11 protein-coding genes are annotated in these 13,201 nt (G+C 73.7%); 2 read left to right on the top strand and 9 right to left on the bottom strand.

The features are described from left to right. Positions 1–210: 210 nt before the first annotated feature. Positions 211–1,686: a DNA-binding protein NsdB gene (locus AC5WRL_RS00470; RefSeq protein ID WP_496086185.1), complete on the bottom strand. Its 1,476-nt coding sequence runs from the start codon at positions 1,684–1,686 to the stop codon at positions 211–213. A 233-nt stretch (positions 1,687–1,919) separates the two neighbouring features. Here AC5WRL_RS00470 and AC5WRL_RS00465 point away from each other — a divergent pair, with 233 nt between their 5' ends. Both AC5WRL_RS00465 and AC5WRL_RS00460 read left to right on the top strand, forming a co-directional pair. Further along, positions 1,920–3,011: an aminoglycoside phosphotransferase family protein gene (locus AC5WRL_RS00465; protein WP_496086184.1), complete on the top strand. Its 1,092-nt coding sequence runs from the start codon at positions 1,920–1,922 to the stop codon at positions 3,009–3,011. A 90-nt stretch (positions 3,012–3,101) separates the two neighbouring features. After that, positions 3,102–5,072 carry an N-acetylmuramoyl-L-alanine amidase gene (locus tag AC5WRL_RS00460; protein ID WP_496086183.1) on the top strand — a complete coding sequence of 657 codons (1,971 nt, stop codon included), beginning with the start codon at positions 3,102–3,104 and terminating at the stop codon, positions 5,070–5,072. On the opposite strand, the gene AC5WRL_RS00455 is transcribed toward AC5WRL_RS00460, so the two are convergent. The 8 genes from AC5WRL_RS00455 to AC5WRL_RS00420 form a co-directional block, all read right to left on the bottom strand. Continuing rightward, entirely contained in the window at positions 5,014–5,511 is a 498-nt protein-coding gene (locus AC5WRL_RS00455; protein ID WP_496086182.1) for a hypothetical protein, read from the bottom strand. The two genes, AC5WRL_RS00460 and AC5WRL_RS00455, sit on opposite strands and share 59 nt — an antisense overlap. Positions 5,512–5,539: 28 nt before the next feature. After that, positions 5,540–7,435, bottom strand: coding sequence for a serine/threonine-protein kinase (locus AC5WRL_RS00450; protein ID WP_496086181.1), 1,896 nt, complete (start codon positions 7,433–7,435; stop codon positions 5,540–5,542). 200 nt (positions 7,436–7,635) lie between these two features. Then, positions 7,636–8,193, bottom strand: coding sequence for an NADPH-dependent FMN reductase (gene ssuE / locus AC5WRL_RS00445; RefSeq protein WP_496086180.1), 558 nt, complete (start codon positions 8,191–8,193; stop codon positions 7,636–7,638). Between the two features lie 16 nt (positions 8,194–8,209). Further along, complete coding sequence (locus AC5WRL_RS00440; RefSeq protein ID WP_496086179.1) at positions 8,210–9,376, bottom strand: acyl-CoA dehydrogenase family protein; 1,167 nt, start codon at positions 9,374–9,376, stop codon at positions 8,210–8,212. Further along, positions 9,373–10,440: an ABC transporter substrate-binding protein gene (locus tag AC5WRL_RS00435; RefSeq protein WP_496086178.1), complete on the bottom strand. Its 1,068-nt coding sequence runs from the start codon at positions 10,438–10,440 to the stop codon at positions 9,373–9,375. The genes AC5WRL_RS00440 and AC5WRL_RS00435 overlap by 4 nt, the downstream gene beginning before the upstream one ends. A gap of 26 nt (positions 10,441–10,466) precedes the next feature. Next, positions 10,467–11,453, bottom strand: a complete 987-nt coding sequence (locus tag AC5WRL_RS00430) for an aliphatic sulfonate ABC transporter substrate-binding protein (protein ID WP_496086177.1) — start codon at positions 11,451–11,453, stop codon at positions 10,467–10,469. Between the two features lie 41 nt (positions 11,454–11,494). Further along, the gene (locus AC5WRL_RS00425; RefSeq protein WP_496086779.1) at positions 11,495–12,265 is read right to left on the bottom strand and encodes an ABC transporter ATP-binding protein; all 771 of its coding nucleotides are present in this window, start codon (positions 12,263–12,265) and stop codon (positions 11,495–11,497) included. 8 nt (positions 12,266–12,273) lie between these two features. Then, a complete protein-coding gene (locus AC5WRL_RS00420; protein ID WP_496086176.1) occupies positions 12,274–13,173 on the bottom strand; it encodes an ABC transporter permease in 900 nt (299 codons plus the stop codon). Between the last annotated feature and the right edge of the window lie 28 nt (positions 13,174–13,201).

The raw sequence follows: 13,201 nt of genomic DNA, 5'->3' as shown, positions 1-13,201 counted from the left end.
GGCAGTTGCCCGTTTCGCACCCGGCACGGCGATCGGAATCTCACCCTTCCGACGAGGGCGAGCCCCAGAAGGTGACGTAGCCGTCATCGCCCCGGCGGGCCCGGCCCGGCAGCCAGCCATCGCCGTACCGGACCGGGCCCACCCGGGGTGGTACCCGCCCGAATCCCGAATCCCGAATCCCGATTCCCGGGTCCCGGGTCCCGCGATCCCCTAGATCCGGGCGCTGACCGTCGGGCCCGGCAGCGCCTTGGGCATCGCCGCCTCCAGCTCCTCCCGCAGCTCGTCCACCGTGCCGTACCCCTTGTAGTAGCCGGTCAGCCGGTACATCTGCCGCAGCCGGTCCCAGGTCCGCAGCGACGAGTTCTCGCGGATGCCGAGCAGGGCCAGCCGCGCGGTGTTCGTGCCCTGGTCGGGTTCGTCGGCGATGAAGTGCGCCGAGGCCAGCGAGATCCGGTCGAATACCATCGACCGCTGCCGTTCGCCGAGCCGCAGGTCCAGCGCCTCGGTGGCGTGCCGTTCGGCGATCCGGGCGGCGCCCGGGTCGTGTTCGGCCAGCGTGCGGTACGCCAGCGCCTGCATCCCGTGCAGATCCGCCTCGTCGAACATCTGCATCCAGCTGGGCGGCGGCACATCGCCGCGGTCGGAGACGAACAGCTCCTCGGCCTCCCCCAGCGTGCGCCGCATCGCCTGCCCGCGCCCCAGCGACGCCTGGGCCCACGCCTCGATGGTGCACAGCATGGCGCGGGTGCGCGGCAGCGCCTCGTCCCCGGCGCCGCGCTTGGCCAGTTGCATCAGGTCAAGGGCCTCGTCGGGCCGGCCCAGATGCACCATCTGGCGTGCCGCGCGCGACAGGGCCTCCCCCGCCCGGGGCCGGTCGCCGCCCTCCTTGGCGGCGTGGGCGGCTATCACGAAGTACTTCTGCGCGGTGGGTTCCATGCCCACGTCGTGGGACATCCACCCGGCCAGGACGGCCAGGTTGGCCGCCACGCCCCACAGCCGCCGTTGCAGATGCGGGGGGTGGCGGTAGGCGAGTATGCCGCCCACTTCGTTGAGCTGGCCGACCACCGCCTTGCGTTGCAGTCCGCCGCCTCTTTTGGCGTCCCAGGCGCGGAAGATGTCGACCGATGTCTCCAAGGCGTCGATTTCCTCGGAGCCGACCGGTGCCGCTTCGTAGCGGTCGAGGCCGGGCGAATCGGTACTGCTGCGGGTGTGGTCCGAGGGGGAGGAGGCGCCCGTACCCGGGGGGGTGAGGAGCCAGTCGTGCATGGCGTCGGTGATGGCGGATCCCGCGGCGAGCGCGGCTCCCGCGCCCACCATGCCGCGTCGGTTGAGCATGAGGTCCATTCCCGTGAATTCGGTGAGAACCTCGGCTGTCCGCCGGGGAGCCCACGGCAGCCCGTCGATGGACTGGCGTGTCCCCGCTTCCCCTGGCCGGCGCAACCCGAGATCCTCGATGGTCACGACACGGCCGAGTCGCTCGGTGAACAGCGTGGCCAGCACGCCCGGTACCGGATCGCGGGGGGTCTCCCCCACCTCGATCCAGCGCCGTACCCGTGAGGTGTCCGTGGCCAGTTGGGGATGGCCCTGGGCGGCTGCCTGGCGGTTCACCAGCCGGGCGAGTTCGCCCTTGGACCATCCCGCCAGCCTGAACAGGTCGGCGAGGCGGGTGTTGGATCGACTGTTCACGTCAAGCCCCCAGGATCTCGGCTGAGTTGACACTAACCGCCGAGGGGGGTCGCGATGCCCATTCGCCAGGGTTCGCCAGGGTCCGCCCGGTGGTACGCCACCCGTCCACGGGAGTGATGTAGAACCGCGCCACCCCGGTCCGGTCTCCGGCGGGCATTCCCCAGGATGCCAGTGCGGGCCCGGGTCGGGGGCGCCCTGATACGTACCGGCGTACGAAGGGACCCTGCCCGCCCATGTACTCAGCACCCTCCCCCGTGTTCAACCGGCCGCGTCCCGTGGAGCCCACTCGCCCGGCGGAGCGCCCGGGCCGGGCCGGCGGCCGTGCCGTACCGCTTCCCGGCGGCGCCCGGCTGGACCTTTCGGGCGCACGCGGGGCCCGGCTGCGTACGGCTCTGGCCGCCGTGCAGGAGATCTGCCCCGAGTTCAGCGCCGTCCAGGTGCTGCGCGAGCGCGGCCCGTCCCTGGTGATCGCCGGGATGACCGGGCGGCGCGCGGCCGTCGCCAAGTATCTGCTGGAGGCGCCGGGTCAGCCGGCGCGGGCCGAGCGGATGCGGCAGGAGATAGCGGCGTACCGCAGCTTCGTACGGCACCGGCCGCCGGTCCGGGTGCCGAAGCTGGTGGCCGCCGATCCGCACAGCTGCACGCTGATCACCGAGTTCATTCCGGGCCGGCCGGCCGGGACGGTGCGGCATCCGCTGTCGGCGCCGAGTGTGACGGATCAGCGGGCGATGATCGGCGCGCTGGTGCGGCTCGGCCAGTGGCGGCCACCGGCCGGGGCGTTCGACGACGCGGTCAACTATCCGGCGCAGCTGGCCCGTTATCACGCGCTGGGGTTGCTGACCGATCGCGACATCGACGATCTCCAGGCGCTGCTGCACGGGTTGCGCGGGCTGCGGGATCCGGGGCAGGAGCTGCCCCGGCAGTTCTGTCACGGTGAGGCACTGGTGAGCAGCATGGTGCTGTCGCCGACCGGCCCGGTGCTGGTGGGCTGGGACGCGGCGGGCTGGTATCTGCCGGGGTACGACCTGGCGACGCTGTGGGCGTGTCTGGGGGACGCGCCGGGGGCGCGGCGGCAGATCAGCCAGACGGCGCAGGCGTCGGGGCCGGCCGGGCGGGACGCCTTTCTGGTGAATCTGATGCTGATCCTGACCCGGGAGATCCGGATCTGTGAGGAGGCGGTGCACCGCGCGATGCGGGCGGCGCCGGGGCCGGCGACGGCGGGCGGGATGGCGTACGGGGAGGAGCAGCGACTGTTACTGCGACGGCTGCACGAGGACTGGGGGCTGGCGCGGCGGGCGGTGCGGGCGGCGGTGGGGACGCGCTGAGGGTGGTACGGGCGCGGGTGCGAGGGGGCCGGGCGGCGCGCGGGTGTGGGGTCATTGACTCCCTCATTGCGGACATATAGTCATACGGGCGTGGAGTCCGTACGCATCACCGCCCGGCGCGCCGCCCGCGCCGCCCTCGGCCTCGCCACGGCGGCGGCCCTGCTGATCCCGGTCACCGCGCAGGCCGCAGCACCGCAGACGCCGCAGGCACCCCGGGCCGCGCAGGACGCGCCGGCACCGCCCGCGCCCCGCTCCACCGCCCTCCCCCGGGCGTTCGGCGCGGCGGCCCAGCGGTACGGCGTCCCGGAACCGCTGCTGCTCGGCCTCGGCTATCTCCACTCCCGCTGGGAACACCACGACGGCGCCCCCAGCGTCACCGGCGGCCACGGCCCGATGCATCTGCTGGACGGCCCCGGCTGGGCCACCGTGGACCGCGCCGCCGAGCTGACCGGGCTGCCGGCCGACGCGTTGCGCACCGACCCGGCGGCCAACGCGGCGGGCGGCGCCGCGCTGCTCGCACACGCCCAGCGCGAGCTGGGGCTGCCGGCCACCGCCGACCCCGCCGACTGGTACGGGGCGGTGGCCCGTTACTCCGGCGCCGACACCGCCGAGGGCGCCGCCGCCTACGCCGACGAGCTGTACGCCGTCCTCGCGGAGGGCCCCTCCCGCCGTACCACCGACGGCGACCACCTCGAACTGCCCGCCGACCCCGGTGCCCTGTCCCCCGCCACCGCCACCGCCACCGCGCAACTGGCGCTGCTCGGCCTGCCGCACGCGGCGGGCCACCCGGACAACGCGGCCGGCGACCCGGCCCCCACCGAGTGCCCGGCCGACGTCAGCTGCGTCTGGCAGCCCGCCGCGTACCAGGAGTACCGGGGCACGGACGGCAAGCCCGACTACGGCAACCACGACAAGTCCGACCGGCCCGCCTCGCAGCGCGTGGAGTACATCGTCATCCACGACATCGAAGGCTACTTCGACAGCATGACCGGCCTGATCAAGGACCCGCGCTATGTGTCCTGGCACTACACCCTGCGCTCCTCGGACGGCCTGATCGCCCAGCACGTACCCACCTCGGACGTCGCCTGGCACGCCGGGAACTGGTACGTCAACAGCAAGTCGATCGGCATCGAGCACGAGGGCTTCCTGAAGGACCCCAAGACCTGGTACACGGAGGCGATGTACCGGGCCTCGGCCCGCCTGGTCCGCCATCTGGCCGCCGTGTACGACATCCCGCTGGACCGGCAGCACATCATCGGTCACCACAATGTGCCGCCCACACTGCCCGAGAACGCCTCGGCGATGCACAACGACCCGGGCCCGTACTGGGACTGGGCGCACTACTTCGAACTGCTCGGCGCGCCCTTCGGGACGGAGCGGGACACCGTACCGGACGGGCCGCTGGTGGTCATCGACCCGCCGTACCAGCGCGGCAGCACCGGCACCGCCTTCTCCGGGGTGGCGCTGCGCTCCTCCCCCGACCCCAAGGCGCCGCTGCTGGGCAACTCCTCGCTGGACATCGGGGACACCGGTGCCCGCGCCGCCACCGGCCAGACCTTCGCGCTCGCGGAGCGGCGCGGCGAGTGGCTGGCGATCTGGTTCGACGGCCGCAAGGGCTGGTTCCACAGCCCGCCGGGCGCCCCCACCGCGCACCGTACGGACGGCTGGCGGGTGACCGGCGCGAGCGGCACAGGCACCGGCACCGGCACCGGCACCGGCAAGGCCGACACGATCCCGGTGTACGGCCGCGCCTACCCGGAGGCCGCCGCCTATCCGGCCGGGCTGCCGCCCGAGAAGGTGGTGCCGATCGCCCAGGTCCCGGCCGACCAGGAGTACGCGCTGGGGCTCACCACCCGCAGCGAGTTCCTCGCGGCGCGTTCCTTCGATCCGGCGACCCACCGGGTGATCAGGGGTGAGGAGTACCACCAGATCCAGCTCGGGCACCGGATCGGGTACGTACGCGCGGCGGACGTCCGCCTGCTGGCGCCCGCCGCCCGGGCCGCTACTGCTGGAACATCTCCGCCGGCAGCGGCTTCAGCAGCTGATACAGCTCATCGGTGATCGGCCGCTCCCAGCTGGCGATGGTGACGAGCACCCCGTCGCTGCGGTCGAACTGCACGCACGACACCCGGCTCTCCGAGCAGGTGATCCGGTGCACGATCAGCAGATTGTCCTCATGCATCACGGGGATGTCCTCGGAGCCGGTGACCCGCACCTCCTCCTCGATCTCCAGCGCCGCGAGCAGCTGATGCACCTCGAACGGCACATCGTCCTCATCGATGTCGCGGGCCGGGGACCCCTCGGGGAGATTGCCGATGACCATCGCCGGGCCGCGCCCGCCGAACAGGTCGTAGCGCAGCACCACACCCTGGCAGCTGCCGTCGGGCGCGGGCAGCAGGCCGGCGCCCAGAACTCCCGGCCAGTCACCGGGATCCATGGCCAGTACGTCGAAGTCCGGGCCCGCGGGGGACGCGGCGCTGCGGCGGCGGAGAAAGGACATACCCGCAATGGTACGTGGCCCCGGCAGGTCATCCACCGGGACCGGCACCACTCTCCCAACCGCCGTGCCCAGCGCCGTGCTCACCGCCCTGCCCACCCCCAGGCGCACCGCCGGGCGCACCGCCATGGCCACCGCTGCGCCACCCGTCCACCGGCCGCCGGTACAGCCGCGCCGCGTCCTGCGGACGGCCCAGCTGTTCCAGGCAGTGCGCCTCGTCGTTGCGGCTGGTGACGGTGTCCGGATGGGCCGCCCCGAGCACCTTCTCCCGGGTCCGGCGCACCGTCCCGTACTCCGCCAGCGCCTCCTCCCAGCGACCCAGCCAGCCCAGCGCGATGGCGATCTCCCGCCGGCTGACCAGGGTGTCCGGATCGTCCGGGCCCAGCACCCGGGCGCGCAGTGACCACACCTGGCGCGCCTCGGCCAGCGCCTGCGGCCAGCGGCCGAGCCGCCCCAGGCTGATGCCCCGGCCGTGCCGGGCGCGCAGCGTGCGCGGATGCCGGTCCCCGAACGCCCGGGCGCACTCGGCGATCAGCTCCTGGTAGAGGTCGAGCGCCCGGTCGGGGTGGCCGAGCCGGCCCAGGCACAGGCCCATCTCGAAGCGGGCGTCCAGCGCCTCGGGGGCGTCGGCGCCGGCGGCGGCCACCGGGCGGTAGGCGGCGAGCGCTTCTGCCCAGCGGGCGAGGCGGCGCAGCGCGTGGGCGAGCTGGTACTGGCTGGCGAGGGTGTCGCGGTGACCGGCTCCCAGGGCGCGTTCACGTTCGGCGGCCAGCGCGCGGTGCGCCTCGTACGCCTCGGGCCAGCGGCCGAGCCGGCCCAGGCCGAGGGCGGCGCGGTGCCGGCCCGCGAGCACGGCGAGATACTCGGGCGCGGGGCGCCGGGTGAGCAGCGTCGTGGCGACCGGTCCGGTCCAGGGGCCGGTGAGTCCGGCCGTACGGTCGGGGGGTGGCAGCCGCAGGGACCACGAGCCGCTGGCGCGGGAGCCGGCCCGCATGCCGCGGCTCCACTCGGGCAGTGGCGGCTCGCTGCCGGGCGTGCCGGGGGTCCCGGAGGTGCCGGAGGTGCCGGAGGTGCCGGAGGCGTTCCCGGCACCCAGTTCCCGGACCAGCACGGCGGCGTCCGCCGGCCGGTCCTCGGGGCGCTTGGCGAGCAGCGCGAGGATGAGCCGGTCCAGCGGGTCGGGGAGTTCGGGGCGATGGGTACGGGGCGGGGCGGGCGGTTCGTCGCGGTGGCCGACCAGGATGGCCCAGGGGTCGCCGAGGTCGAACGGCGGGGCGCCGGTGGCCAGCTCGTACAGCACACAGCCCAGCGAGTACAGATCGCTGCGGTGGTCCACGGGCAGCCCGGCGATCTGCTCGGGCGACATGTAGTGCGGGGTGCCCATGGCCATGCCGAAGCCGGTGAGTTTGGTGGAGAACCCGATGTCGTGGGCGAGCCGGGCGATGCCGAAGTCGCAGATCTTCACGGTGCCGTCGGTCAGCCGCATCACATTGGCGGGCTTGAGATCGCGGTGCACCACGCCCTGTTCGTGGGTGTAGGCGAGGGCGGCGGCGGTCTGCGCGGCGATGTCGGTGACCTCGGCGACGGGCAGCGGGGCACCACGCCGCTCGCTCAGCAGCTGGCTGAGGTTGCGGCCGACCAGCAGCTCCATGACGAGATAGAGCAGCCCGTCGTCCTCGCCGAAGTCGTGCACGACGGTGATCCCCCGGTGCTGGAGCCCGGCCGCCACCCGCGCCTCGCGCCGGAAGCGCTGCCGCAGCACCCGCAGGAACGACTCTTCGCGCCCCGATCCGAGCGGCTTGAGGCATTTGACCGCCACCTTGCGGTCCAGCGCCTCGTCCCGGGCGCTCCAGACCTCCCCCATGCCGCCCCGGCCGATCAGCTCCAGCAGCTGATACCGGCCGTGAATCACCGGACGCTCCGTCATGTCCCCCTTCTTCCGCCATTCCCGACCCGGGCGGAGACGTCGCCGTCCGCCGGGGCCAGTATGACGGTCCCGCCCGCTCCCGTAACGGCGGGCGAAGGTGCCGGGTGGCCGGGGGACGGCCTGATGGACATGGCCGAGACCTCGGCGATGGACCTGCCCTGGACGGTGACCGCCAGCACCAGGGGCTGACGGGGTGCGGCTCAGGCGGCGGCCACGGCGGCAACCGGGTCCGGCAGGGCGTCACCCAAGGAGGTGACCGCCTTCGCCAGCCGGGCGGCGGCCTCCGCGTCGAGCCCGGCCGGCACCCCGTCCGCCGGCTTGGTGAGCGCCTGGTCCAGGACGAAGCAGCCCTGCGTGATGTGTGCGGCGCCCATGGTGGCCAGCACCGGGCGCAGCGCGTAGTCCAGCACCAGGGCGTGCGCCAGGCTGCCGCCGGTAGCCAGCGGCAGCACGGCCTTGCCGGCCAGGGCGTGCTGCGGCAGCAGATCCAGCCACGACTTCAGCAGCCCGGAGAACGACGCCTTGTACACGGGGGTGCCGATGACCAGCGCGTCGGCGGCGGCCACCCGGGCGGCGGCGGCGCGCAGCAGCGGGTCGCCGAAGTCGGCACGCAGCAGGGCCTCGGGCGGCAGGTCGCGGACGGCGAGGGTGTCGGTACGGTGCCCGGCGGCGGTCAGGCTCTGCCCGGCGAGCTGGACGGCGGCGGCGGTACGGGAGTCGGCGGACGGGCTGCCACTGACGAGGAGGACACGGGGCATGGCGGGTTCCTTCCGGTTACGCGGTGCCTTCGGTGGGTTCTGCGGCGGCCAGCACATCGCCGCCGATGGTCAGCAGGGCGGTGTCCTCCTGGGGTGCGTGGACGGGGGCGCACTGGATGTCCCGGAAGTGCCGCTCCAGCGGGTTGTCCCTGGCCAGGCCCGGGTTGCCGAGCAGCCGCACCGCGAGCTGGACGGCGGCGGTGGCGTGCCGGGCGCCGAGGACCTTGGCGGCCAGCGCCTCACGGGGCAGCGTGCCGCCGCTCTCGCCGGCGTCGATGCGCTCGGCGAGGGTGTGGACCAGGCGTTCCGCGCCGCTGAGCAGGAGTTCGATCTCGCCGGCGGCGTGCCGGAAGCGTTCGGTGCGGGCCACCGGGTGGCCGAGGTTGGCGGGGGTCCGGTGGTGGGCGAAGTGGTGGAAGTGGTCCTGGGCGGCGCGGGCGACACCCAGGTAGAGGGCGGCCATGGGGAGTTGGTGGTAGGCGCCGGCCAGGTTGTCCTGTTCGGCGGCGGGTCCGTGCGCGGTGGCCTCCAGGAGGTGGCCGGCCGGGATCCGCACATCGTCGAAGCGGATGTCGTGGCTGCCGCTGGCGCGCAGGCCGAGCTGGTCCCAGCGGTGGGTGACGGTGATGCCGGGCGCGTCCCCGGGGACCGCGAACGTGCCGACCCGGGGCCGGGGTTCGTCAGTGGTGGCCCACACCAGATACCAGCTCAAGCCCTCGGCGCCGGTGACGAAGCGCTTGGCGCCGTCGATGGCCCAGCCGGTGGCGGTGCGCCGGGCACGGGTGGCGGGCAGTCCGCCGCGGGCCGGGGAGCCCAGCTCGGGTTCCACCCGGGCGGAGTTCAGCAGCACGGGGCGGGCGGCGGAGGTCCGTACCACCCGCTCGTACAGTTCGGTGGGCCAGTACGCGCGGCGGGCCTGCGCGGCGTGGATGTTGAGGGTCATCACGCTGATCAGCGCGACGGAGGGGTCGCCGGCGCCGAGCGCGCCCAGGATGCGGACCGTGTCGGCGAGCCCGGCTCCGGGGCCGCCGTACGCGGTGCCGACGGTCGCGGTCAGCAGCCCGGCGTCGTGGACGGCCCGGATGCCCTGACCGGGGAAGGCGGCGGTGCGGTCGTACTCGGCGGCGGTGCCGGCCAGGGTGCGGGTGAGTTCGCGGAGGCCCTCCAGCGCGATGGGGCTCATGCGGGGTCCTTCGCTTCGAGAGCGGCGCTCAGTGCGGGGGTGAGGGCGTCACTCCAGAAGGTGCCGACCTCCAGCGGGCGGCGCAGCGCGCCCAGTTCCTCGAAAGCGTCGGCGACCTGCTGTTGGGAGGCGATGCGCGCGTCGTCGACGGGGGTGATCCGGGAGGGGCGCTGCGCCTCGGCGTCGGTGAACTGCCCCAGGGCGAGTTCGACGGGCTGGTGGGTGGCCTCGGCGACCACCTCGGCGTACTCCTGGGGGTGTGCGCGCAGATAGTCGTATCCCTGGTCGAGCCGGGCCAGCAGATCGGTGAGGGCGGCGCGCCGGTCCGGGTCCTCGATGACCTGGTCGGTGGCGGTCCACAGGAAGTTGCCGGAGAGGATGTCCGCGCCGGAGCCGATGGTGTGGGCGCCGGACTGGTGCGCGGTGATGATGGCGTTGCCGTAGCCGGCGAAGGCGTCGACCGAGCCGCCGCGCAGGGCGGCCATGGCCTGGTCGGGGCTGAGTGGGGCGGCGTCGATGTCGGACCAGGTGAGGCCGGCGTCCTTGAGGAGTTCGTACAGGAAGTAGTGGGCGGTGGTGTTCTGGACGTAGCCCACGGTGTGGCCGGCCAGTTGGTCGATGCGGGTGAGGGCGGAGCCTTCGGGGGCGACGACTTCCTGGAGCAGGGTGGCGCCCTGGCGGACGGCGACGACCTTGAAGTTGGGGTCGCTCTCGGCGGCCACGAACAGCGGGGGGATCTCGCTGGAGGAGGCGGCGTCGAGGGCGCCGCCGCGCAGCGCCTGGAGTTGGAGGTCGCCGCCGGTGAAGACGCTCCATTCGACGGTGTAGGGGGTGTCGTCGAGGCCGGCCAGTTCGAGGATGGCCTCCTCGGTGGACCAGCCGGTGGCGCCGATCCGCAGGGTGACGTTTGAGAGTCCGCCGTCGTCCGCGCCGCTGCCGGAGCCGCTGCCGGAGCCGGAGCCGGACGCGGTGCCGCCGCAGGCGGTGAGCACCCAGCACAGCAGCGCGGCGAGGGCGACGGCGGCGAGTGGTCGGGCGGGGGTGGGGCGGGGGCGCTGGGCCATGGCGATGCTCCGTGGGAGGGGGTGGGTCAGCCGGCCGAACCGTGCAGGGAGTTGTCCACGTGCCCGGCGAAGTCGACACCGGGGTCCAGGACACCGATGCCGTTCATGGTGTCGGCGGTGGCCTGGATGGCGGCGATCACCTCGTCGGTCACCGGTCCCGAGCCGAGGTAGGAGGAGTGGGCGAGGGCGTTGGCGACGTACGGGGAGGCGCCGTTCTCGTCCTGGATGACCTGGGCGTACGCGTCGGGGTGTTCGGCGGCCCAGGCGTAGGCCCGGCCCAGGCGTTCCAGGACATCGGCGAGGGCCGCGCGCTTGGCGTCGTCGGCGAGGGTGTTCTCGGTGGCGGTGATGAGGCCGTAGCCGCTGGTGAGTCCGTTCTCCCCGTTGACGAGGACGCGGGCGCCCTGCTCGATGGCGCCGTGCTGGTAGGCACCGAAGATGGCCCAGGTGTCGATCCGGCCGGCGGCGAAGGCGGCCTGGGCGTCGGTGGGCAGCAGATACTGCACCTCGACGTCGTCGTAGGACAGGCCGGCCTGCGCCAGGGCGTTGGCCAGGAGCAGTTCGGCGATGCTGCCCCGGGCGGAGGAGACCACCACGGTCCGGCCGGCGAGATCGGCGACGGTGGTGACGTCCGAGTCGGGCTGGACGAGGATCGCGGTGTGGCTGCCGTCGTTGCGCAGGGCGGCGACGGCCTGGAGCGGGACGCCGCCGCTGAGCGCCTGGAGGGTGGGCAGGTCGGCGGCGTAGCCGGTGTCCACGGCGCCGCCCTGGACGGCTTGGAAGAGTGGGGCGGCGCCCTCGAACTCGGCCCATTTGACGGTGTAGTCGGTGTCCGTCAGGACGCCGGCCGCGGTGGTGAGGGTCTGGAGCACGCCGGCCTGGTCGCCGAGGGTGAGGGTGACCGGGCCGCCGTCGCCGGGACCGGAGCCGGAGCCGGAGCCGCAGCCGGTGGCGGTGAGCAGCAGCGTGGTGGCGGTGAGTGCGGTGGTGAAGATACGGGCGATGCGTCTCATGGTGACTTCCGGTGCGGGGGGCGGCGGGTCGCGGACGGGGGTCAGGGGGTGTTGTCGGTGACGCCGAGCCAGGTCAGCAGTCGGCCGCGCAGGGCGATGAACTCCGGACTGTCGATGGCGCGGGGGCGCGGGATGTCGACGGTGACCTCGTGGGCGATGCCGCCGCCGTCCATCACCAGGACCCGGTCGGCGAGCAGCAGGGACTCCTCGACGTCGTGGGTGACCAGGAGGATGGAGCAGCCGTGCCGCCGCCACAGTTCGCCGACCAGGCGCTGGGCCTTGCCCCGGGTGAGGGCGTCGAGGGCGCCGAAGGGCTCGTCCAGGAGGAGGAGTTCGGGCTCCCGGACGAGGGCGCGGGCGAGGGAGACCCGCTGGGCCTCGCCGCCGGAGAGCGTCTTGGGCCAGACGCCGGCCCGGGAGGCGATGCCGACCTCGTCGAGGTAGCGGGTGGCGAGTTCGCGGTCGGCGCGGTCGGCGCGGCCGGGCAGGCCGAGGACGACGTTGCGCCACACCCGCAGCCAGGGCAGCAGCCGGGGCGACTGGAAGGCGACGGCGCGGCGGGCGGGCACGGTCACGTGGCCGCTGATGTCGTCGTCGAGTCCGGCGAGGATGCGCAGCAGGGTGCTCTTGCCGCAGCCGCTGTGGCCGAGCAGAGCGACGAACTCGCCCTGTTCAATGGTGAGATCGAGTCCGTCGAGGACGGTGCGGCCGTCGAAGGCGCGGCTGAGCCCGCGGATCTCGACGCCGGCGGCGGTTTCGGTGCGGGTGCCGATGGTGGTTTCGGTGGTGGTGTCGGTGGTGGTGTCGGTCATGGGGTGTGTCACGCACCCTCTCCGTCGAAGGAGGCCCGCCAGGACAGCAGCCAGCGGGACAGCAGCCGGACGATGAAGTCGCCGAGCAGACCGAGAACGGCGTAGACGGCGAGGCAGAGCACGATCACATCGGTGCGGAAGTACTGCTGGGCGTTGATCATCAAATAGCCGATGCCCTCGGTGGCGTTGACCTGTTCGGCGAAGACCAGGGCCAGCCAGGCGGTGGACAGGGCGTAACGCAGTCCGACCAGGGCGCCGGGCAGGGCGGACGGCAGGATCACGTACCGGATCAGTCCGAGCCGTCCCAGCCCCAGCATCCGGGCGGCCTCCACCAGTTGGGAGTCGGTGGAGCGGATGCCGCCGTAGATGTTGAAGTACAGCGGGTAGGTGACGGCGAGCGCGACCAGGGCGATCTTGGGGGTCTCGTCGATGCCGAACCAGATGATGAACAGCGGGATGAGACCGACCCAGGGGATGGCGCGCAGCATGCCCATGGAGGAGTCCACGACGTCCTCGCCGATCCGGAACAGGCCGGCGGTGAGGGCGAGGGTGATCGCGACGGTGGCGCCGATGGCGAAGCCGGTGCCGGCGCGGACCGCCGAGGTGCCGATGGCGCTGGGGAGTTCGCCGGTGGAGGTCAGTTCGACGGCGCGGCGGAGCACGTCGACGGGTGAGGTCAGGACCTCGGTCGGCAGCAGGCCGGTGACGCTGGCGAGATACCAGGCGAGCAACAGGCCGAGGGGGCCCGCGGTGCGGCGGATGCCCCGGGGGACGCGGGGCCCGCGGTGGCCCCGGGAGGTGGGCCGGATGGTGATCCGGTGCCCGGCGGCCGGGGTGGGGGCGGGTGCGGGATCCGCCGGCGGCGGGGCGGGCGCAACGGCGGGGGGTGGATGCTCCTGGACGGACATCGGCGGGTCCTCTCTCGGTCGGGGTCAG

It is taken from the genome of Streptomyces sp. NTD107, from assembly GCF_059510435.1.
The sequence above is the reverse complement of the archived record's forward strand: the minus strand, read 5'-3'. Positions and strand labels throughout refer to the sequence as shown.